The sequence below is a fragment of the Pseudomonas sp. EL_65y_Pfl2_R95 genome, from assembly GCF_963971045.1.
Classification (GTDB): Bacteria; Pseudomonadota; Gammaproteobacteria; order Pseudomonadales; family Pseudomonadaceae; genus Aquipseudomonas.
Map to the genome: position 1 here is coordinate 1,558,009 of NZ_CAXAOV010000001.1, position 22,818 is coordinate 1,580,826.

Here is a 22,818-nt window from a genome sequence, read left to right on the forward strand (position 1 = left end):
GCAAACGTTGCGAACAACGCTCAACCGGCCAGAATGCCTCCTTGTTTCAGGTTAACTCCAGGCCCTACTTAACCAGTGTGCGCCACTGCGCGTGGGCGCTGGTTTGGCCGGTAACCAAGTCAAAATAAGCCTTCTGCAACACTTCGGTTACAGGGCCGCGACGACCTTCGCCGATCTTGCGGCCGTCGACTTCACGAATCGGCGTGACTTCAGCCGCAGTGCCGGTGAAGAAGGCTTCGTCAGCGATATAGACTTCATCACGAGTGATGCGCTTCTCGACCACTTTGATCCCGTGCTCTTCAGCCAATGTCAGAATGGTGTCCCGGGTGATGCCGTTCAGGCACGAGGTGACTTCCGGGGTGTAGACCACGCCATTTTTGACCAGGAAGATGTTCTCGCCAGACCCTTCAGCCACATAGCCTTCTGGATCAAGCAGCATTGCTTCATCAGCACCGCCGGAGATCGCTTCTTGCAGCGCCAGCATCGAATTGATGTAGTTACCGTTAGCCTTGGCGCGGGTCATCGAAATATTGACGTGGTGACGGGTGAAGGAGCTGGTACGCACTTTGATACCCACTTGCAAGGCTTCATCACCCATGTAGGCGCCCCAGTTCCAGGCGGCAACTATCACTTGGGTTTTCAAGCCGTGCGCACGCAGGCCCATGGCTTCTGATCCGTAAAACACCATCGGGCGGATATAGGCGCTCTCAAGGTTGTTTTCACGCACCGCAGCACGGGTGGCTTCGTTGATCTGCTCTTTGCTGAACGGAATCGTCATGCCCATGATGTGAGCTGAATCGAACAGGCGGTCGGTGTGCGCTTCCAAACGGAAGATAGCCGTACCTTCTGGGGTGTTGTAAGCACGCACACCTTCGAAAACGCCCATACCGTAATGCAGCGTGTGGGTCAGCACATGCGTGGTTGCATCGCGCCACGGAACCAGTTCGCCGTCATACCAGATCACGCCATCACGGTCGGCCATCGACATAATTGCTAGTCCTCAAATTTGATTCAAACACACCAGCCCAGCGCTTACGCTGCAAAGCCGAGCTAAGTTCAGGTTAATCCCAGCACCTGCCAGATTCGCAAGACGCTGCGTCTTTGTTCATGAAACTGATCACCGCTGACCACCCCAGGCTGCTTTTGTAGCGCCTGACGGTGAGCCGCTGAACGGTACGCCTTGTAGACATCCTGCAAGAGCAGAACATCATCTCCCGCTAAGGCGCCGACCTGCTCCAATCCCTCTAATATGCGGATATTGTCGGTAAACTCAAGCAGTTCGGGGTACTCATGCGACCAGGCAAGGGCCGCATATTGCACCATAAATTCAATATCGACGATACCTCCAGCGTCTTGCTTGAGGTCAAACTCGGATTCGGCACTGAAAGCATTTTCAGCAGTTCCCGCCGCGGTTTTGCGCGTTCCAAGGTTATCGCGCATCTTCGCACGCATCTCACTGACCTCGGCCCGCAACTTGTCCAGATCACGCTTACGCCCCAGAACAGAGGCCCTGACCCGCTCAAATTCAGCCGCCACCAGCTTGCAACCAACCAGCATGCGGGCACGCACCATGGCTTGATGCTCCCAAGTCCAGGCTTCGTTCTCTTGGTAGCGCTCAAAAGCCCCGAGTGAACTCACCAGCAAACCCGATGCGCCCGATGGTCGCAAGCGCATATCCACTTCATAAAGCTGACCGGAGTTCGTCTGTGTTGTCAGCAAATGGATGATGCGCTGACCCAAACGCGTGAAAAATTGCGCGGTATCGATTGATTTTGGTCCATCGGTTTCAGCTTGCGGGTCGCCATCATGGATAAACACCAGATCCAAGTCCGAGGCATGGCCCATCTCAATCCCGCCGACCTTGCCATAACCGACAATAATAAAACCCGGATCACAATCGTCCCCGCCCATGCGCTTGGGCGTGCCATATTTGGCGCAGGTGTGGCGCCAGGACAATGCCAACACCTGATCCAGAATGGCTTCTGCCAACCAGGTTAAATAGTCGCTGACCTTCATCAGCGGCAAAGTGCCAGTAATCTCAGAGGCGGCAACACGCAGACGATGGGCCAACTTGAAATGGCGCAGGGCTTCCATTTGCTGCTCAAGATCGTCTTCCGGGATCCGCGCCAACCGCTCACGCAACTCAGCAGCGAGCTCCGGCGCCAATGGTGGATTGAACAAGCGGCCTTCATTAAGTAGCTCATCGAGCAGCAACGGGAAGCGTGTAATCTGCTCGGCAATCCAGGGACTGCCTGCGCACAAGGTCAGCAATCGCTCAAGCGCACCTGGGTTTTCCGTGAGCAGCACCAAATAAGCAGAGCGCCGCGCCACCGCCTCAATCAACGGCAGTACCCGCTCCATGACCAAATCAGGGTCGTCGTGCTCAACGGCTTGGGCCAAGAGCCGTGGAATAAAGGCATCCAGCCGTTCGCGACCCAAGCGCTGCATCGCGCGCACCTGATTGCCGTTGCGTAAATCGACCAAACGACGCCATGCTGCCTGGGCGTCGGCAAAACCGGCCTCGGCTAGCTGGCGACAAGCAGACTCTTCGTCCTGCACGTCATCCCACAGCGGCATCCATTCGCAGCCGACGACTTCATCCGAGTCGGCGCTGCCTTCATCCTCATCAGGATCCGCGATGACCTGGCGGAAGTGCCAGTCGACACGTCCGCGCCAGTGCATTAACTGTTGATGAAACCCTGCCCAGTCATCAAACCCGAGCATCAATGCTACGCGCTGCTTGTCCTGATCATTGTCCGGCAACATCTGGGTTTGCCGGTCATCAATCGCTTGCAAGGCATGCTCGGTGTAACGCAGGAACTCGTAGCCCTGGCGCAGTTCATCGGTTACCGCAGCCGGCAGATAGCCTTGACCTTCGAGGGTGGCAAGCACCTTCAGCAGCGGCCGCTGTTGCAGACTCAAGTCACGCCCGCCATGAATCAGCTGAAACGCTTGGGCGATGAACTCAACCTCACGGATACCGCCAGAGCCCAGCTTGATATTCGCTGCCATGCCCTTGCGCCGCACTTCCTGCTGAATCAGCTGCTTCATATTGCGCAGTGCTTCAATTGCCGAGAAATCCAGATAACGCCGATAAACAAAGGGACGCAGCATTTCCAGCAACTCAGCACCCCTGGCCTGATCACCACCAACCACCCGCGCCTTGATCATCGCGTAGCGTTCCCAGTCGCGACCCTGATCCTGGTAATACTGCTCAAGCGCATTGAAGCTGAACACCAGCGATCCCGACGAGCCATAGGGACGCAGACGCATATCAGTGCGAAATACAAAGCCATCGACGGTAATCACGTCCAGCGCCTTGATCAAGCGCTGGCCCAGGCGAATAAAGAACTCCTGATTATCCAGGGGCCGCTTAACCCCTTCGGTCTCACCGCCTTCGGGATAGCCAAAAATCAGATCAATGTCGGACGACAGGTTGAGTTCATGGGCGCCGAGCTTGCCCATCCCCAGAATAACCATATGCTGCGCTTCGCCGGTGCGTCGCCCAACGGGCGTGCCAAACTGCTCGCAGTGGCGCGGATACAACCAGTGGTAGGCCAGATCGATACTTGAATCAGCCAGTTCAGACAGATCACTGCAGGTTTCCCGCAAATCCGCCAAACGGTTGATGTCGCGCCAGATGATCCGCACCTGCTGCCGATTACGAAAACGCCGCAAGCGACTCGCCATGCCGTCTTCATCACTGCACTGCTCAAGCGCTGCCGCCAACTGCCCACGCATTTCCCCGCCCGCAAGGCCACGTTCAAGCTCTCCACTGGCCGCCAGATCAAGCAACATTTGCGGGTCACGCAAGGCCTGCTGCTGAACAAAATCACTGCAGGCCAACACCCGCAACAGCGCTACGTGGCGCTCAGCTGGCCAGCTATCAAACTGGTTGAGCGCCTGCGCAGACAATTCGCTCATGGCATTGCCCAGCGATTGCTTTGCGCTGTCAGCTTGGGCTTGCAACTTAGCGGGTAAAGCGACCAGCATGGGCAGGCTCATGGTCTATCCTTTTGACAGGCTGCAATTGCGTAAATAGGCCAGACCCCTGATCTAGAGCGGCTTACACAGACTGCAACTAAATAAATTGTAGTTTTGCTACTAAAGATTGTATCCAAAATGCTGAAATCGCCGTCGAAATGTAGTAAAACTACACGGCGCCGGCCCTACCTCCGGTACATCCAAGAATTTTAAATGGCCAGTTTACAAAACCGGCTGTGAATCCTGGCCTCCGATTCTGGAAGCCTTTCCGCCCTGGAGCAAGCCATGCAAGACCTCGATCCCGTCGAAACCCAGGAATGGCTGGACGCACTTGAGTCTGTACTCGACAAAGAAGGCGAAGACCGCGCTCACTACCTGATGACTCGCTTAGGCGAACTGGCAACCCGCAGCGGTGCCCAACTGCCTTACGCAATCACCACACCATACCGTAATACGATTCCCGTAACCCACGAAGCACGCATGCCTGGCGACCTGTTTATGGAACGCCGCATTCGCTCGTTGGTTCGCTGGAACGCCATGGCAATGGTGATGCGCACCAATCTGGCCGATCCAGATCTGGGCGGCCACATTTCCAGCTTCGCTTCCAGCGCGACGCTGTATGACATCGGTTTCAACTACTTCTTCCAGGCCCCGACTGAAGAGCACGGCGGCGACCTGATCTACTTCCAAGGCCATGTAGCACCCGGGATCTATGCCCGTGCATTCATGGAAGGTCGAATCACTGAAGAACAAATGGTCAACTTCCGTCAGGAAGTCGATGGCAAAGGCCTGTCGTCGTATCCGCATCCGTGGCTGATGCCGGACTTCTGGCAATTCCCGACTGTTTCCATGGGCCTTGGCCCGATTCAGGCGATCTACCAAGCGCGATTCATGAAGTACATGGAAGACCGTGGCTTCATCCCAGCAGGCAAGCAAAAAGTCTGGTGCTTCCTGGGCGATGGCGAGTGTGACGAGCCCGAGTCTCTGGGTGCAATCTCGCTGGCTGGCCGCGAAAAACTCGACAACCTGATCTTTGTCATCAACTGTAACCTGCAGCGCCTTGATGGCCCGGTTCGCGGTAATGGCAAAATTATCCAGGAACTCGAAGGCGTATTCCGTGGCGCCCAGTGGAATGTCAACAAAGTCGTTTGGGGCCGTTTCTGGGACCCACTGCTGGCCAAAGACACCGACGGTATCCTGCAGCGCCGTATGGACGAAGTGATCGACGGTGAATACCAGAACTACAAGGCCAAAGATGGCGCCTTCGTTCGCGAGCACTTCTTCAATTCGCCAGAACTCAAAGCCATGGTCGCCGACCTGTCTGACGATGAGATCTGGAAGCTCAACCGTGGCGGTCATGACCCATACAAGATGTATGCGGCTTACCATGACGCGGTCAACCACAAAGGTCAGCCGACCGTGGTGCTGGCCAAGACCATCAAGGGTTACGGTACCGGTGCAGGCGAAGCCAAGAACACCGCGCACAACACCAAGAAAGTTGATGTTGATAGCCTGAAGAAATTCCGTGATCGTTTTGACATCCCCGTCAACGACGACCAGCTGGAGAACCTGCCATTCTTCAAACCAGAAGAAGGCAGCGCCGAGTTCAAATACCTGCACAAGCGCCGTGAAGCACTGGGCGGTTTTGTCCCACAGCGTCGTGCCAACAGTTTCAATATCCCAACCCCACCATTGGATACGCTGAAAGCGATCCTTGATGGCTCGGGCGACCGTGAAATCTCGACCACCATGGCCTTCGTGCGGATTCTTGCGCAGTTGGTCAAGGACAAAGAACTCGGTCAGCGCATCGTCCCGATCATTCCGGACGAAGCCCGTACCTTTGGTATGGAAGGCATGTTCCGTCAGCTCGGCATCTACTCATCTGTAGGCCAACTGTACGAGCCGGTCGATAAAGACCAGGTGATGTTCTACCGCGAAGACAAGAAAGGCCAGATTCTCGAAGAAGGCATCAACGAAGCCGGCGCGATGTCATCGTTTATCGCTGCGGGCACCAGCTACAGCTGCCACAACCAGCCAATGCTGCCGTTCTACATCTTCTATTCGATGTTTGGTTTCCAACGTATTGGTGACTTGGCTTGGGCCGCAGGCGACAGCCGCACCCGCGGCTTCCTGATCGGCGGTACTGCAGGTCGTACCACCCTGAACGGTGAAGGTCTGCAGCACGAAGATGGCCACAGCCACATCATGGCGGCAACCATCCCCAACTGCCGCACGTTTGACCCAACCTACGGCTACGAGCTGGCGGTGATCATTCGTGAAGGCACGCGTCTGATGATGGAAGAGCAACAGAACATCTTCTATTACATCACCGTGATGAACGAAGCCTACCAGCAGCCAGCCATGCCAAAGGGTGCCGAAGAAGGCATCATCAAGGGCATGTACCTGCTTGAAGAAGACACCAAAGAAGCCGCACACCATGTGCAACTTCTCGGTTCTGGCACCATCTTGCGTGAAGTTCGTGAAGCCGCGAAAATTCTGCGTGATGAGTTCAACGTGGCCTCTGACGTCTGGAGCGTTACCAGCTTCAACGAACTGCGCCGTGAAGGCTTGGCCGTTGAGCGTCGTAACCGCCTGCACCCAGAGCAGAAGCCTGAGCAGACCTTTGTTGAGCAGTGCCTGACTGGCCGTAAAGGCCCGGTTATCGCCAGCACCGACTACATGAAGTTGTTTGCGGACCAGATTCGCCAATGGGTTCCAAGCAAAGAGTACAAAGTACTGGGCACTGACGGTTTCGGCCGCAGTGACAGCCGCAAGAAGCTGCGTCACTTCTTCGAAGTTGACCGTCACTTCGTAGTGCTGGCCGCACTTGAAGCTTTGGCTGATCGCGGTGATATCGAACCGAAAGTGGTGGCTGAAGCCATCGCCAAGTTCGGCATCAACCCAGAAAAACTCAACCCACTGGACTGCTAAGGAGCGAAACGATGAGTGAATTGATTCGCGTACCCGACATCGGCAGTGGTGAGGGTGAAGTAATTGAGTTGTTCGTTAAGGTCGGCGACCACATTGAAGCCGAACAAAGCCTGCTGACCCTTGAGTCTGACAAAGCCAGTATGGAAATCCCAGCACCTAAAGCCGGGGTTGTCAAAAGCATCAAGGTCAAGCTGGGTGACACCCTGAAAGAAGGTGACGAACTGCTGGAGCTTGAAGTTGAAGGCGAAAGCGCAGCTGCCGAGCCTGAGAAAAAGGCCGAGCCTGAGCCTGCCAAAGCAGAGGAGCCAAAAGCCGAAGCCGCCGCAGCCCCTGCCAAGGAAGCCACTTCGAGCATTGAAGAAGTGCGCATCCCGGACACCGGCTCAGATGCCAAAGGCAAGATCATCGAGATCTTCGTCAAGGTTGGCGACACCGTAGAGGTTGATCAATCGCTGATCACCCTCGAATCGGATAAAGCCAGCTTTGAAGTGCCTTCATCAGCCGCCGGTGTAGTGGAAAGCCTTGAGGTTAAACTCGACGATGAAGCCGGCACTGGCGACCTGATTCTAAAGCTCAAGGTTGCAGGCTCCGCACCCGCAGCCAAAGCAGAATCTGCACCTGCGTCGGCGAAAGAAGCACCTGCACCGGCAGCGGCCGCCGCTCCAGCGCAGGCCAAGGGTTCTTCGATTGAAGAAGTCCGTATCCCTGACACCGGCTCTGACGCCAAAGGCAAGGTTATCGAGCTGTTCGTCAAGGCGGGCGACACCATTGAAGTTGATCAGTCCTTGCTCACTCTAGAGTCGGACAAAGCCAGCTTTGAAGTGCCTTCGCCGTCGGCTGGCGTGGTTGAAAGCGTCGAAATCAAGCTGGATGACGAAGCCGGTACCGGCGACCTGATTCTAAAGCTGAAAGTTGCCGGTTCTGCACCTGCTGATGAAGCCCCTGCCCAAGCTCCGGCTAAAGCAGATGCACCTAAATCAGACGCACCCAAAGCTGCAGCGCCTGTCGCCGCCAGCTCAGCGCCGGTTACCAGCGGCAAGGTTCACGCCGGCCCGGCAGTTCGTCAGTTGGCACGCGAATTTGGTGTCGATCTGGCAGCGGTGCCTGGCAGCGGCCCTAAAGGCCGAATCGTTAAGGAAGACGTACAGGTTTACGTCAAATCCATGATGAACAAAGCCAAAGATGCACCGGCAGCCGCAGGCGCAACGGGCGGCGCGGGCATTCCTCCGGTTCCGGCAATCGATTTCAGCAAGTTCGGTGAAATCGAAGAAGTGGCGATGACACGCCTGATGCAGATTGGCGCCGCCAACCTGCACCGCAGCTGGTTGAATGTGCCACACGTGACCCAGTTCGACTCCGCCGATATCACTGAACTGGAAGCCTTCCGCGTCGCGCAAAAAGCCGTCGCTGAGAAAGCCGGTGTCAAATTGACCGTATTGCCATTGCTGCTCAAAGCGTGCGCATTCATGCTCAAGGAAATGCCCGATTTCTGCAGCTCGCTGGCGCCAAGCGGCAAAGCCTTCATTCGCAAGAAGTACGTACACATTGGCTTCGCTGTGGACACCCCGGATGGCTTGTTAGTCCCGGTAATCCGCGACGTCGACAAGAAGAGCCTGCTGCAATTGGCCGCTGAAGCCGCGGAGCTGGCGGATAAAGCGCGTAACAAGAAGCTTTCTCCAGACGCTATGCAAGGCGCCTGCTTCACCATTTCCAGCCTTGGTCACATTGGCGGCACCGGCTTTACGCCGATCGTCAATGCGCCAGAGGTTGCGATTCTGGGCGTCAGCAAGGCAACTATACAGCCAGTATGGGATGGCAAAGCTTTCCAGCCAAAACTCATGCTACCGCTGTCGCTGTCCTATGATCACCGCGTGATTAACGGCGCTGCAGCAGCACGCTTCACCAAGCGTTTAGGCGATGTATTGGGCGATATTCGCACCATGCTCCTGTAACGACTTAGTTATACGTTTCGAGCACGCCACGCTCGCATCCTCAACCCCGCCATTGGCGGGGTTTTTTTATCTGGGTGGATGGCGGTTCAGCCCTTCTGCAGGTTACGCACCAGAAAACTCAAGGCTTTAGCCAGTTCAGCAGCGCCGTTGTTATCCCGCACTATGGTTAACATGGTGCCTCCGGTAACCGGGTTGTTAAGGCTGCAGCTTATTCCGCTGGTCGGACAGTCGTAGCGGATATAAGGGTCAACACCAAAGACCTCAATGCGCTGATTACGCACAGCAATATCGCTGCGGTTTTCGCCGCGAGTCTCTTCACGTAACAAGAACTCGCCCTGCGCACCTAGTGCCACGCTGTATAGAAGATCGCTGCGCTCAGCTTGGCCAACTTGATAGCCGGCGCGCAGGGCATAAGTCTCCAGCAGTTTATTGACATGCGCCAGCAGCGCTTTGCGCTCATCTTGAGTGCTGTAGAGACGTTTGAGCTCATGCAGGTAATTTGCTTGCTCAGGACTGCTCAAGCCAGTGGCAGAGTCGGCCGATACAGGGGCTACAGAAACCAAACCGCTGCTAATCAACAAGGCAAAAATTAGTTTTCTTGTCAGTCGCATTTGCATAATGCACCCTTACTTGACGCTATAGTGAATTGGGCAGACTTTCTCGCCCAGCGCAGCATACTGGAAGCACAGCATTTAATGAGAAGCCATCCCACCGTCGCCACCCCATTGGCGGCCGAGGTTGTGACGCAGTTGCCAGTCCCATCACGGCTAGGCATGCTTCGTTTCGAGCGGATGAATGAGGCCAGTTGGGCCCTACTGTTTCTTGACCCTTCGTGTGAGCGTCAATTAGGCATTGCTGCGAGCGATTTATGTGCGCTGGTTGAATCACCCTACGCCAGCCTGATGGAGCCCGAAGCGCGCCACTCACTGCATGACCAAATCCAGCAGCAACTGAGCCAGCAACCCCATTACCTCGTGCACTACACATTGCACACGCCTTTGGGCGCGCTCAATCTGATGGAAATGGGTGAACCCTTCAAACAGCGCGGCCATAACCTGCTGCGCGGTTATCTGCTGGTCACAGCTACAGCGCCACATGCAGGGCAACCCGAACAGGCGCAGTCCAGCCCGGGGCATGCGCCAAATGCTCAGCTCCTGGCGCAAATTGAAGACCCCCTGCAGCAGAAAAAACGCACCCTGGCCCAGCAGAAATTAATCCTGCGCCTGGCCAGCCACATCTACCAGGGTAACGCCCTGCAAGATGCAGCCAAGCTTATTACTCAAGCAGCCTGCGAGGCTTATTCCGTTGGCCGGGCGTGCATTTGGCTAATGGATGGTGACTATCTGGAGTCGGTGACCGTGTATCACGCCGACACCCAACAACACCATCAGGAAGAACGGCTTAGCCTCAAGCTCTATTCCAACTACATGAATATCATGCGCTCGGGGCGTTCGCTGCATATCGAAGACGCCTTGAATGATCCGCGAACCATCGAGTTACAGCACTACTTAAAGCCGCTGAATATTGGCGCCATGCTTGATGCGGGGATTCGTGTCGACGGCGAAGTTGTTGGTCTGCTGTGCCTTGAGCACATTGACGGACCGCGCCAATGGAAAACTGACGAGATCGCCTTCTGCGGCGAACTGGCTGATCAATATGCCCAAGTGTTATCCAATCAAGAGCGGCGCACGGCCACACAAGCCTTGTACCTCTTTCAGCGCGCGGTCGAGCAAAGCGCCAGCGCGTTTATCTTGCTCAATCGCGATGGCTTGGTTGAATACGTAAACCCCAGTTTCACCGCGATAACCCTTTACAGCGCAGAAGAGGTGCAGGGCCGGCGAATTTCCGAACTGCCAGCGTTGGAAAACCTCAGCGATTTGCTGTTTAACAGCCAGTCAGGCCTATCAGGGCACAATAGCTGGCAAGGCGAGTTCAAAAGCCGCCGTAAAAACCTTGAACCCTACTGGAGCCAATTGTCGATTTCCAAGGTGCATGCCGATGACGGCACCCTGACCCACTACATTGGTATCTATGAAGACATCACCGAAAGCAAAAGCGCCTTGCAACGCATTGAGCGTTTGGCCTTTCACGACAACCTGACTGGCCTGGGCAATCGCTTTTCGTTTATTCGGGCACTGGAAAAGCGCTTCGCAGTGCCAGATAACACTGGGATCAGCCTGCTGCTGGTAGACATCGATAACTTCAAGCGGATCAACGACAGTCTCGGTCATCAAACCGGGGACAAGCTGCTCTCCAGCCTGGCCAAACGCCTGCGTAACACCCTGACGCCGACCGCGATTCTGGCGCGCTTTGCCAGTAACGAGTTTGCTATCTTGCTGGACCATCATGACCTTGAAGCGGGCCAGGTGGTTGCCGCGCAAGTGCTCCATACCTTGGACAAACCGCTGTTTGTCGACAATCAACTGATCAGCATTACCGGCTCAATTGGCCTGGCCTGCGCGCCTGCACATGGTACCGACCCGCAAGTACTGACCAAACACGCCGGCCTTGCACTGCATAAAGCCAAGGCCAACGGCAAACATCAGGTTTATGTGTTCACTGAAGCGCTGAATGCCGAGGCCGACCATAAGCTGTTTGTCGAAAACAATCTGCGTCGGGCCCTGACGCAGAATGAACTTGAAGTGTTCTATCAACCCAAACTTTGCCTGAAGACTGGCGCCTTGGTTGGCATTGAGGCGCTATTGCGCTGGCATCACCCGCAGAAAGGCATGATCAGCCCTGACCACTTCATTGGCGTTGCCGAAGAAACGGGGTTGATCATACCAATTGGCAAATGGGTATTTCGTCAGGCTTGCCGCATGAGCGTACAGCTTGCAGCCGTGGGCATGGGTTCGATCCAAGTGGCGATCAATGTCTCACCCAAACAGTTCACCGACCCCGACCTTGTCGGCGCCATTCGCACCATAATCGAAGAAGAACAGCTGCCACCCGAGCGGGTAGAGCTTGAGCTGACTGAAAGCCTGCTCCTGGAAGCGACCGATGACACGCGCAGCCAGCTTATAAACCTGAAGAAACTCGGCCTCAGCTTGGCCATGGACGATTTCGGCACCGGTTATTCGTCGCTGAGTTATTTGAAAAAATTCCCGATCGATGTGATCAAAATCGATCGCAGCTTTATCAAGGACATCCCCGAGAATCAGGATGATATGGAGATCACCTCTGCCGTGATCGCCATGGCGCACAATCTGAAAATCAAAGTGGTTGCCGAAGGCATCGAAACCAGCGCGCAACTGAAGTTTCTTCGCCGTCAACGCTGCGATATTGGCCAAGGCTTCCTGTTCGACAAAGCGATTGCCGGGCGTAACCTGATTGACAGCTTGAAGCGTTATATTCGCAACTAAGCCACTTCGACATCAGACATGCGGTAGGCTGTTACTCAGTTCGGGCTGGCCGACTGTGTAACGTCGTCGCACAATGGCGGTCTATCAAAAACATGAAAACGATGTTGAGGAAATGGCTCATGGCTCTGCGTTCGCAAATTCTTGTCAACAAACTCGAACTCCCAACGGCCGAGCAGGCATTGCCGGGACGTGATGTGGCGATGACTGTACCCGACGCGCACTTCGTAAACGGCAACGCACTTCAGGGCCCATTCCCACAAGGCTTGGAGACTGCGGTCTTTGGTCTCGGCTGCTTTTGGGGCGCGGAACGGCGCTTTTGGCAACAGCCTGGCGTTTGGAGCACTGCTGTAGGTTACGCGGGCGGAATCACTCCAAACCCAACTTACGAGGAAGCCTGCTCTGGCTTGACCGGCCACGCTGAAGTTGTGCTGGTGGTGTTTGACCCTAAAGTCACCAGTTATGCAGCGCTGCTAAAGGTCTTCTGGGAAGCCCACAACCCAACTCAGGGCATGCGTCAGGGTAACGACCAAGGCAGCCAGTACCGCTCAACAATTTACGCCACCAGCGATGAGCAACTGGCTCAAGCGCTTGAGAGCCAAGCGATGTTCCAAGCTGAACTGGACAAAGCCGGCTTAGGTTCGATCACCACTGAAATTAGCAACGCCGGTGAGTTCTATTACGCCGAGGCTTATCACCAGCAGTACCTGGCGAAAAACCCCAGCGGCTATTGTGGTTTAGGCGGCACAGGCGTGTGTCTGCCAGCATAAATATCCAGCGTAAAAAATGGCGACCTTGCTTTACACAGGTCGCCTTTTTTATGGCTGCGCATACCCGAATGAGTTACCCATAATCGAGCATTCCGCTGCTCGAACAATGGTGGACAAGCTTCGCGTTGTCACACCCTACCAACTCAAGCCAGTCGTGTTTCCCATAGGGTGGATGACGCCTTTTTCATCCACCAAAAACCGCGAAAACACCCTGACTATGGGCGAGAAGCTGAAAACCTATTTCACGGCAAGTCAGCTTAACCCGCCGCTTTTTCTTCGATCAGCCAATCCATGCGCCAACCGCCTTGCGTCAAGCCCAGACGCTCAGCCAACCAAGGCAAAAGATGCTTGAGTTCATCTTCCAGGCCCCATGGTGGATTGCTGATGACCAGCCCCGAGCCGTTCAAGCGCAGTGACTCATCCGTTGGGTGAACATACAGCTCAACCCGCAGCAGCTTCGGCGCAGCGCTCTTTTCCAGATCACGGTAAAATTTGCGCAGCTGGCGCAGATCCTTGATTGGGTACCAAATCGCTACGATTGCCTGGCGCATACGGCCAATTGCATCGTTTAACGACTCTACACAGCGATCCAGCTCATCGTCTTTCTCAAAAGGAGGATCAATGAGCATCAGCATGCGCTTTTCCGGGGTCGGCAACAGCGCACGGGGTACGTGCCAGCCTTCACCCAAATGCACAGCCACCCGCCGATCACCCTTCATGTTCTCTTTAAGCAGTCGCCCATCTTCCGGGTGCTTCTCATTGAGCTGCAAACGATCCTGTTCACGGGTCAGCATGCGCGCCAGCTCTGGCGAGCCGGGGTAGTGACGCATTTCACCGTCAGGATTCATTGCCCGGATCACATCCAGATAATCGGCAAATTGTTCAGGCACATCATCAGCCTGCCAAAGCTTGGCAATGCCCTCAAGCCATTCACCGGTGCGCGTCGCCTGATCCCCGCGCAAGTCATACAAGCCCACACCTGCATGGCTATCGAGATAGGCAAATGGCGCCTCTTTGCGCGACAACAAAGCAATCATGCGGCATAAAACCAGGTGCTTTAAGACATCGGCGTGATTGCCAGCGTGATAGGCGTGACGGTAGTTCATGGTGATAGGCTCCTCTGAGCCCTACAGTTTACCTGCTTCAGCAGATTTCGCAGTTGTTGTTTATGAACAGCCAAGCCTGATGCGCTAGCCTTGTCGGTTAAGCACAATGTTTTGCTACCCCGGCACCGACCACAACCGTTATGGTTTGTTTCCACATAAGAATTAAGTCACTCAATGAACTCTCTGCCGCAACGCCACGTGATATTGGCATTACTTGCTGGCGCAAGCGCGCTGGTTGTTGTCCATGGTTTAGGCCGCTTCGCCTACACGCCGCTATTGCCTTATCTGATCGGTGATGGCTTGCTGACACTTGAGCAAGGGGCAAGAGTCGCCACCTGGAATTATATTGGTTACCTGATTGGCGCGTTGTTAGCCCTGGTTCTGCATGCGCCGGCACGCATGCGCATCGCCCTGCCCTTGGCCCTGCTGGTCAATGCTCTGCTGACCTTGGCACAGGTCTATGCCACCTCGGTTGAAAGCCTGACCTGGTTGCGGCTGGCCAATGGCATCAGCAATGGCGTGGTCTTTGTTCAAGCCCCTGCACTGGTCCTCGAATGGCTCGCGCAGCATCAGCGTACACGACTTAGCGGCTTGATTTACCTCGGGCTGGGTGGCGGCCTGCTGCTTTCAAGCGCAACCGCTACCTTGCCAGCCTCCTGGCTAAGCGGCGCAGATCGCTGGTGGCCAATGGCGATCCTTAGCCTGCCGCTGGCGCTGTTGAGCATTGGCTTATTGCGTCGTCTAAAACTGGACGCCCCAGCGGTGCAGGTACAACACCGGCAAACGCGCTTGTTCGACCGCGCCAGCACACCGCTGTTTCTCGCTTATACCGGGGCCGGGCTGGGTTATATCCTGCCGATGACATTTTTACCCTCGCTGGCCAAAGAGCAACTCGATCCCTCCGACCCACTGGTCAGTGGCGCCTGGTTATGGACGGCGAGCGCGAGCCTCGTCTCGATTGCCCTGTGGAACAGCCTGGGGGCGCGCATTGGTGATCGCCGCGCCCTGCTGTGCAACTATGCAGCGCAAGGCCTGGGAGCTGCCGCGCCAATGCTGTGGCCCGGCGCCGTGGGTATCCTGCTCTGCGCAATTTTGGTCGGCGGTGGTTTTATCGGCACCGTGTTTCTGACTCAGCGCCTCGCACGCCATCTCCACCCGCATCAAGGTCCTCGGCTGTCTGCCGCACTGATTGCCTTGTATGGCGCCAGCCAATTACTCGGCCCTTGGCTGGCAGAGCAAGCACTGCAAATGGGCGCCACCCTCACCCAATGCTTTGCGATTGGCGCTGGCGCGTTGCTCTGGGGCCTGTACTGGACCGTTATGATTCCCCGCAGCAGCGCTGCTAGCTAAGAGCCCGTCGCAAGGCAGGGCATGATATTGAGCATGTAGTGCTTTATCACGCCAATGGATAATACTGGGCAGTGCTTGGGCACCTGCCTAGACTCGGGCCGACCAACAGGAGGCCAATCATGTCCGAGACTCTGCTAAACGCCCGCAATCTTGCGTTCGAACTTTACGAAGTGCTCGATGCCGAGGCATTGACCCAGCGCGAGCGCTTTGCCGAGCACAGCCGGGAAACCTTCGATGCAGCAATCGATACCGCCCGCAGCATTGCCGAAAACCTGTTCGCCCCCCACAACCGTAAAAATGATGAGAATGAACCCGAGTACGTTGATGGTGCGGCCAAGCTGATTCCGGAAATCAAACCTGCAGTCGATGCCTTCCTTGAGGCTGGATTTCTAAACGCCACACGTGAATTCGACGTGGGCGGGATGCAGCTCCCCAATCTGCTATCGCAGGCCTGCTTCGCCCATTTCCAGTCCGCCAACATCGCCACGTCGTCCTACGCGATGCTGACCATGGGCGCGGCCAATCTGATTGAAGCCTTTGGCGACGATGCGCAAAAGCAGCGTTTCCTTGAGCCAATGATTAACGGTCGCTTCTTCGGCACCATGGCCCTGACAGAGCCCCACGCTGGCTCATCGCTTTCGGACATTCGCACACGCGCCGAACCTGCTGCAGATGGCTCTTATCGGCTCAAGGGCAACAAGATTTTTATTTCTGGCGGCGACCATCCCTTGTCAGAAAATATCGTGCACATGGTGCTGGCCAAGTTACCCGATGCCCCACCAGGGGTTAAGGGCATTTCACTGTTTATCGTGCCCAAGTTCCTGGTTAACGATGATGGGTCGCTGGGCAAGCGCAATGATGTGCTGCTGGCCGGTTTGTTCCACAAGATGGGCTGGCGCGGCACCACCTCGACAGCGTTGAACTTCGGCGATAATGGCGAGTGTGTTGGCTACTTGGTGGGCAAACCGCACCAAGGCCTGAGCTATATGTTCCAGATGATGAATGAGGCGCGCATCGGTGTTGGCATGGGCGCAGTAATGCTCGGCTATGCCGGCTATCTGTACTCACTGGATTACGCCCGGCAGCGTCCGCAAGGCCGCTTGCCGGATGGCAAAAACCCAAGCTCGGCACAGGTCTCAATCATTGAACATGCCGACATCAGGCGCATGCTGCTAACCCAGAAAGCCTACGTAGAAGGTGCCTTTGACCTTGGTCTCTATGCCGCTCGCCTGTTTGATGACACCCAAACACTGGAAAGCGAAGAACAGCGCCGTTCTGCACTGGAGTTACTGGACCTGCTGACGCCGATTGTGAAGTCATGGCCGTCGGAGTATTGCCTCAAGGCGAACGAGCTGGCGATCCAGATCCTCGGTGGCCACGGTTACACCCGTGAATACCCGGTGGAACAGTATTACCGCGATAACCGCTTGAATCCGATCCATGAAGGCACCCATGGTATTCAGTCACTCGATCTGCTAGGTCGTAAGGTGTCGATGAACAACGGCGCGGCGCTCAAACAATTGGTCAAGCTGATCCAACAGTGCTGCGAGCGCGCCGGCGCTTTCGAGTCGCTGAACAACCTGCGCACGCCACTCGAACAACTGCTGGCGCGACTTTCCAGCGTGACGTTGACCTTGCTCGGCGACTTGATGAGCGGCAAGGTCAATCAGGGGCTGGCAAATTCAGCGCTGTACCTCAAAGTATTTGGTCATGCCGTGATTGGCTGGCGCTGGCTGGAACAGGCTATTCGCGCAGAAGAAGGCCTGGCAAAGGACAATCCGGCGGATCAGGACTTCTATCAAGGCAAGCTGCAAGCGGCGCGCTACTTCCTGACGTGGGAAGTTCCAGGCTGCCATCACGAACTGGCAATCCTCGAAAGCCGCGATGACACCTGCCTGAATATGCAAGACAGCTGGTTCTGACCTCACCGTTGGACAGGCGCCTTGTGCATGCAATGTGCACAAGGCGTTCGCTCAAAACCTTGCCCTGACCCCGCTCTGGACGCAACGCCCGAGAGGCCAAGCGCACTTACCGGGCTTAACGCTCCATACATATAACGCCATGTGTTTTTTTAACCACAGGACAAACTCACAGGTTATTATCTGTGGCACGTGCCATGCATAGGCGCCCTGCCCGTTAATAAAGGAGTATGTCGCTTTGGATGCCAGTACCATCAACAGTCTCTTTTTGATCGGTGCATTGCTGGTAGCCATGAGCATTCTGGTCAGTGCATTCGGCTCGCGCTTCGGCATCCCGATTCTGGTCATATTCCTCGGCGTGGGCATGCTCGCAGGCGTTGATGGCCCTGGAGGCATCAGTTTCTCCAATTACCCGCTGGCCTATTTGGTCGGTAACCTTGCACTGGCCATTATTCTGCTCGATGGGGGCATGCGCACCCGTGTTTCAAGCTTCCGCGTAGCCCTGTGGCCATCACTTTCAATGGCCACTGTCGGCGTCATGATTACGGCCGGTCTCACCGGTGTAGCAGCCGCGTGGCTGTTTAAACTGAGCTGGATGGAAGGCCTGCTGATTGGCGCGATTGTTGGGTCAACCGATGCCGCAGCCGTATTCAGCCTGCTCGGCGGTCGCGGCCTTAACGAACGGGTGAGTTCCACGTTGGAAATCGAGTCGGGCAGCAACGACCCGATGGCGGTATTCCTGACCGTAACCCTGATTGCCATGCTTCAGGCCGGGCAAACCGGTTTCAGTTGGGACCTGCTGATCCACCTTGGCTTACAGTTTGGCTTGGGCGCATTTCTCGGCTTGGTTGGCGGCTGGTTGCTGCTGAATCTGATCAACCGCATTACCTTGGCCAATGGTCTGTATCCGCTACTGGTGGTCAGCGGCGGCCTGATTATCTTTGCGATCACCAACGCCTTGGGCGGCAGTGGCATTCTTGCTGTTTATTTGTGTGGTTTATTGCTCGGCAATAAGGCCATCCGTTCGCGCCATGGCATTCTCCATATGCTCGACGGCCTGACGTGGTTGGCACAGATCGGCATGTTCCTCGTCCTGGGTCTGCTGGTAACCCCGCACGAGTTGCTGAAAATCGCGGTCCCCGCACTGGGCTTGGCCCTGTGGATGATTTTCATTGCGCGACCGCTCTCGGTGTTCCTTGGTCTTTTGCCCTTTCCTGCATTCCATGACCGTGAACGGGCATTTATTGCCTGGGTCGGCCTGCGCGGAGCGGTGCCTATTATTCTCGCCGTATTCCCACTGATGGCAGGGCTCGAGAATGCTCAGCTGTTTTTCAACGTCGCCTTCTTTATCGTCATTGTCTCGCTGCTCCTACAGGGCACCAGCTTACCGCTCGCGGCCAAGTTTTTACGGGTAACAGTTCCGCCCCAGCCTGCGCCATTTTGCCGCTCGGGTCTGGAGATTTACCCCACCAGCCAGTGGGAATTATTCATCTACCGCTTGGGCGCCGAAAAATGGTGCATCGGCTCGCCCCTGCGCGAGCTGAAAATGCCTGAAGGCACACGGGTTGCGGCGCTTTTTCGCGGCAATGAGTTGCTCCACCCATCGGGCAGTACCAAACTCGATGCGGGCGATCTACTCTGCGTGATCGGCCATGCCCACGACCTGGAAGCGCTCGGTAAGCTGTTCAGCCAAGCCCCGACACGCGGCCAGGACCTGCGCTTCTTTGGCGATTTCGTACTCGAAGGCGATGCGGAAGTTGGTGCCGTGGCCGCACTCTACGGTCTGAAACTGAGTGATAACCAAGCCGACATGCAACTCGGTCGTTTCATCGCCCATAAGATCGGCGGTGAACCAGTTATTGGTGATCAGGTCGAATGGCAAGGTTTGACCTGGACAGTTGCTTCTATGGAAGGCAACAAGATCCGCAAGGTCGGCGTTAAATTTCCAGAAGGCAGTCGCCCCGGCCCCGGCCTATTCCTCTAAACTCATTCAACTTCGAGCCGCACGTACGCGACCATGCCCTCTATCCGTAAATACATTGCTTTCATTTTCATCAGTCTGTTTCTGAGCAGCTCACTGGCGCTTGCCGTTGAGCCGCCATCATCCAGTGATGTGCAGAATCAGCTGTCTGCACTCACCGACAGCAAACTGCCTGAGGCCGAGCTGACCCAGCTAAAACAGACATTTGAGAAAACCCTTAGCCTGTTACGCCTGAAAGAACAGGCTGAGAAAAACCTCGAAGACCTGAATAAGCAGGTTGCCCAAGCCCCGCGTTTGATCGGTGAAGCCCAGCGTGAACTAGCGCGACTCAAAGCCAGCCAACCTACCCCGGTGGCCGATCGCTATGGCAAAACCAAGGTGTCTGATCTCGAGGAGATGCTCAGTGATCGCAATAATCAGCTGAGCGAGTGGCAGAAGCAGATTATCGATGCCAACAGCCTGATTATCACCTCGCAGACACGCCCTGAGCGCGCTCAGGCAGAGATCAGTAGCAACCAAGCGCGCCTGCGCGAAATTGCCGATGCCTTGAAAAGCGGCAAACTCGATGGTATGCCCATCACCAATGAAACCCGCGACCAACTTAACGCTGAAGTGGCGCAATTAAATGCGCAAACCCAACTGCGCCGCCAAGAACTGAGCAGCAACAGCCTGCTGCAAGACTTGGGCTCCAGTCAGCGGGCGTTACTCGATGAGCGCATCAAGCGCCTTGAACAAGAGCTGACTGATCTCCAGCAGTTGATCAATCAAAAGCGCCGCGAACAGTCGGAGATGACAGTCGCGGAGCAGGCACAAAGTGCCGAAAAGCTGGGTACCGATGGCCTGCTGAGCCGCGAAAGCGCACTCAACGTCAAATATTCCGATTACCTGCTCAAAGCCACCAACCGCCTCAACCTGATCACCCAGAAAAACCTGCAAACCAAGCAGCAGCTAGACGCGGTCAATCAGAGCGACCAGGCACTTGATCAACAAATCAGCGTGCTGCAAGGCAGTATTTTGCTGTCCAAAATCCTCTACCAGCAGAAGCAAGCGCTGCCAACGCTGGATATTGACAAGGATTTGCCGAACGACATCGCCGACATTCGTCTCTATCAATTCGAGCTCAACCAACAGCGCGACCTGATTAGCAATCCATCGGCCTATATCGACAGCCTAGAGCAGAAGCAGCCCGACGACGACATGAGTCCAGAGTTGCGCAAATCATTGCTGAGCATCATTGAGACGCGCCGTGACCTGCTCGACCGAGTCAACAATGAACTGGGGCAGCTGCTCAGCGAATCAATTACCCTGCAACTTACGCAAAAACAACTGCAAAGCACGGCTCAGACGCTGAGCGAAACCCTTGAAGAGCAGATGTTCTGGATTCCAAGCAATAAACCACTCAACCTCGAGTGGTTTAAAAATATGCCAGCCAAGCTCCAGCGCCAGCTCGACAACCTAGCCTGGGGCTCGAGCGCTAAAGAGTTTGCGGCTGGATTGATCGGTAAGCCACTGCTGTTCCTCCCGCTGCTGCTATTGATCGGCCTACTGTTGTGGCGGCGCAACGCAATCACTCGCAAGCTGGCCGAGATCCACCAGGATATTGGCCACTACAAAAACGACAGCCAACTGCACACGCCGATGGCTATCTTGCTGAACATTCTGCTGGCATTGCCGGGCACGCTGTTCTTTGCGCTCTGCGGCTTTGCTTTGCACATGGATGCGCGAGGGCAAAACGCCAGCCTAGGCTCTGCTTTTTTCAGCATGGCCCAAGCCTGGATGGTGCTGTACACCATCTACCGAATACTATCGCCTAGTGGCGTCGCTGAGCTGCACTTCCGCTGGACACGTCCGCATGTAACCTACTTGCGACGCTATGTGCGCTATCTGGGCCTGGTTATTCTGACCCTTGTGGCCGTTGTGACCATTGCCGGGTATCAGCCAGAAAGACTGGCAGATGATGTACTGGGTATCGCCATCTCCGTCACCTGTTACGCGCTGATGGCCTGGCTGCTCAGTCGGGTTTTGCTGACCGGCCCCGCCCGAGAAACCACCTCGATATTCCGCACCTTCGTCGCATGTATCATCTGCATGCTGCCGTTGGTACTGATTGTGATGGTCGGCATGGGTTATTTCTACACCGCTATCAAGCTTACTGACCGCTTACTCGACACACTTGGCCTGATGATGATCGGTTTGATAGTCGAAGCGGCCTTCGTCCGTGGCCTTTCGGTTGCGGCGCGGCGCTTGGCCTACCAGCGGGCGGTCGCCAAACGCGAAGCCGCCCAAGCCGCTGAAGAATCCGAATCGGGCGAAGTGGTGGTCGAAGAACCCACCCTGGATATCGACCAAGTCAACCAACAATCCCTGAGACTGGTGCGACTGGCCTTGCTCGGCATATTTATCAGCCTGCTCTGGCTGGTGTGGGCTGACCTGATTTCAGTGTTCTCCTACCTCGACAACTTCACCCTCTACGAGTACGTCAGCGGTACTGGTGCCATGGCCAGCATGGTTCCCATCAGTCTCAGCGACGTATTGGGTGCTCTGGTGATCATCGGCATTACCATCGCCCTCGGTCGCAATTTACCCGGTTTGCTTGAGGTGCTGGTGCTGTCGCGCATGAAGCTCGCACAAGGCAGCTCATACGCCACCACCACCCTGCTGTCATACACCATCGTCGCCATCGGCTCGGTCATGACCCTGTCGACCCTCGGCTTGAGTTGGGACAAGCTACAGTGGCTGGTCGCAGCACTCTCGGTAGGCTTGGGTTTTGGCCTGCAGGAAATTTTCGCCAACTTTATTTCCGGCCTGATCATTCTGTTTGAGCGCCCGGTCCGTATCGGTGACGTTGTGACCATCGGCAATTTGTCCGGCACCGTGAGCAAGATCCGCATCCGGGCGACGACCATTACTGACTTTGACCGCAAAGAAATCATTGTGCCGAACAAAACCTTCGTCACCGATCAACTGGTCAACTGGTCACTGAACGACACCATCACTCGAATCACCGTCATGATCGGCTTGGCGTATGAATCCGACCTTGCGCTTGCCCGCAAGCTGATGATGCAAGCAGCAATGGAAAACCCGCGGGTATTGCGTGATCCTGAGCCGCTGTTGTTCTTCCTGACGATTGGCGCCAGCACTTTTAATTATGAGTTGCGAGTCCATGTTCGCGACCTGGGTGACCGTAACGCGGCCACCGATGAGTTGCTTACGCGCATTGCCATGAGCTTCCGTGAGCACAAAATCGAGATGGCCTTCAATCAACTGGATGTCATGGTCAAGAACCTTAACGGCGCCGAGCTGAACCTGAAAACCACCAGCCCGGTAATCGTCCAGACCAGCAAGCAACCTGAACCAGAGGCTGAGTCGGCGTTAGCGCCACCCACCGACGAGCCAACCCCAGTGAGCTTAGACAAACCAACCCCTCCTGCGGTCGACCCGAACTAGGCTTCGCGCTATTGTAGGG

The 22,818-nt window shown here is 55.7% G+C and carries 12 protein-coding genes; 8 read left to right on the plus strand and 4 right to left on the minus strand.

What is annotated here, in order from left to right; genetic code table 11:
- Nucleotides 1-64: 64 nt before the first annotated feature.
- Nucleotides 65-988, minus strand: coding sequence for a branched-chain-amino-acid transaminase (gene ilvE, locus AACY09_RS07310; protein WP_339486952.1), 924 nt, complete (start codon nt 986-988; stop codon nt 65-67).
- A gap of 68 nt (nt 989-1,056) precedes the next feature.
- Nucleotides 1,057-4,005, minus strand: coding sequence for a bifunctional [glutamate--ammonia ligase]-adenylyl-L-tyrosine phosphorylase/[glutamate--ammonia-ligase] adenylyltransferase (gene glnE / locus AACY09_RS07315; RefSeq protein ID WP_339486953.1), 2,949 nt, complete (start codon nt 4,003-4,005; stop codon nt 1,057-1,059).
- Nucleotides 4,006-4,269: 264 nt separating this feature from the next.
- Between glnE and aceE the strand changes: the two genes are divergently transcribed.
- Both aceE and aceF read left to right on the plus strand, forming a co-directional pair.
- On the plus strand, nt 4,270-6,915 hold the full coding sequence (gene aceE / locus AACY09_RS07320) for a pyruvate dehydrogenase (acetyl-transferring), homodimeric type (RefSeq protein WP_339486954.1): 2,646 nt from the start codon (nt 4,270-4,272) through the stop codon (nt 6,913-6,915).
- 11 nt (nt 6,916-6,926) lie between these two features.
- Nucleotides 6,927-8,867: a dihydrolipoyllysine-residue acetyltransferase gene (aceF, locus tag AACY09_RS07325; RefSeq protein ID WP_339486955.1), complete on the plus strand. Its 1,941-nt coding sequence runs from the start codon at nt 6,927-6,929 to the stop codon at nt 8,865-8,867.
- A gap of 86 nt (nt 8,868-8,953) precedes the next feature.
- Here the strand turns inward: aceF and AACY09_RS07330 are convergent, their stop codons facing one another.
- The gene (locus tag AACY09_RS07330; RefSeq protein WP_339486956.1) at nt 8,954-9,484 is read right to left on the minus strand and encodes a hypothetical protein; all 531 of its coding nucleotides are present in this window, start codon (nt 9,482-9,484) and stop codon (nt 8,954-8,956) included.
- 78 nt (nt 9,485-9,562) lie between these two features.
- On the opposite strand from AACY09_RS07330, the gene AACY09_RS07335 reads away from it, so the two are divergent.
- Together AACY09_RS07335 and msrA are read left to right on the plus strand one after the other, a co-directional pair.
- A complete protein-coding gene (locus tag AACY09_RS07335; RefSeq protein WP_339486958.1) occupies nt 9,563-12,229 on the plus strand; it encodes a putative bifunctional diguanylate cyclase/phosphodiesterase in 2,667 nt (888 codons plus the stop codon).
- Nucleotides 12,230-12,348: 119 nt separating this feature from the next.
- Nucleotides 12,349-12,996, plus strand: a complete 648-nt coding sequence (msrA, locus tag AACY09_RS07340; RefSeq protein WP_339486959.1) for a peptide-methionine (S)-S-oxide reductase MsrA — start codon at nt 12,349-12,351, stop codon at nt 12,994-12,996.
- A 257-nt stretch (nt 12,997-13,253) separates the two neighbouring features.
- On the opposite strand, the gene AACY09_RS07345 is transcribed toward msrA, so the two are convergent.
- Nucleotides 13,254-14,102, minus strand: coding sequence for a 23S rRNA (adenine(2030)-N(6))-methyltransferase RlmJ (locus AACY09_RS07345; protein ID WP_339486960.1), 849 nt, complete (start codon nt 14,100-14,102; stop codon nt 13,254-13,256).
- A 174-nt stretch (nt 14,103-14,276) separates the two neighbouring features.
- Here AACY09_RS07345 and AACY09_RS07350 point away from each other — a divergent pair, with 174 nt between their 5' ends.
- From AACY09_RS07350 to mscK, 4 genes are all read left to right on the plus strand, one after another.
- Nucleotides 14,277-15,452, plus strand: a complete 1,176-nt coding sequence (locus tag AACY09_RS07350) for a YbfB/YjiJ family MFS transporter (RefSeq protein WP_339486961.1) — start codon at nt 14,277-14,279, stop codon at nt 15,450-15,452.
- A gap of 119 nt (nt 15,453-15,571) precedes the next feature.
- On the plus strand, nt 15,572-17,374 hold the full coding sequence (locus tag AACY09_RS07355) for an acyl-CoA dehydrogenase (RefSeq protein ID WP_339486962.1): 1,803 nt from the start codon (nt 15,572-15,574) through the stop codon (nt 17,372-17,374).
- A 235-nt stretch (nt 17,375-17,609) separates the two neighbouring features.
- Nucleotides 17,610-19,355 carry a potassium/proton antiporter gene (locus AACY09_RS07360; protein WP_339486963.1) on the plus strand — a complete coding sequence of 582 codons (1,746 nt, stop codon included), beginning with the start codon at nt 17,610-17,612 and terminating at the stop codon, nt 19,353-19,355.
- 33 nt (nt 19,356-19,388) lie between these two features.
- A complete protein-coding gene (mscK, locus tag AACY09_RS07365) occupies nt 19,389-22,799 on the plus strand; it encodes a mechanosensitive channel MscK (RefSeq protein WP_339486964.1) in 3,411 nt (1,136 codons plus the stop codon).
- Nucleotides 22,800-22,818 lie beyond the last annotated feature (19 nt).

What these genes read in the sequence shown, in the direction of transcription:
- ilvE (WP_339486952.1), bottom strand. Translation starts at nt 988, where the DNA reads ATGTCGATGGCCGACCGTGATGGCGTGATCTGGTATGACGGCGAACTG.
- glnE (WP_339486953.1), bottom strand. Translation starts at nt 4,005, where the DNA reads ATGAGCCTGCCCATGCTGGTCGCTTTACCCGCTAAGTTGCAAGCCCAA.
- aceE (WP_339486954.1), top strand. Translation starts at nt 4,270, where the DNA reads ATGCAAGACCTCGATCCCGTCGAAACCCAGGAATGGCTGGACGCACTT.
- aceF (WP_339486955.1), top strand. Translation starts at nt 6,927, where the DNA reads ATGAGTGAATTGATTCGCGTACCCGACATCGGCAGTGGTGAGGGTGAA.
- AACY09_RS07330 (WP_339486956.1), bottom strand. Translation starts at nt 9,484, where the DNA reads ATGCAAATGCGACTGACAAGAAAACTAATTTTTGCCTTGTTGATTAGC.
- AACY09_RS07335 (WP_339486958.1), top strand. Translation starts at nt 9,563, where the DNA reads ATGAGAAGCCATCCCACCGTCGCCACCCCATTGGCGGCCGAGGTTGTG.
- msrA (WP_339486959.1), top strand. Translation starts at nt 12,349, where the DNA reads ATGGCTCTGCGTTCGCAAATTCTTGTCAACAAACTCGAACTCCCAACG.
- AACY09_RS07345 (WP_339486960.1), bottom strand. Translation starts at nt 14,102, where the DNA reads ATGAACTACCGTCACGCCTATCACGCTGGCAATCACGCCGATGTCTTA.
- AACY09_RS07350 (WP_339486961.1), top strand. Translation starts at nt 14,277, where the DNA reads ATGAACTCTCTGCCGCAACGCCACGTGATATTGGCATTACTTGCTGGC.
- AACY09_RS07355 (WP_339486962.1), top strand. Translation starts at nt 15,572, where the DNA reads ATGTCCGAGACTCTGCTAAACGCCCGCAATCTTGCGTTCGAACTTTAC.
- mscK (WP_339486964.1), top strand. Translation starts at nt 19,389, where the DNA reads ATGCCCTCTATCCGTAAATACATTGCTTTCATTTTCATCAGTCTGTTT.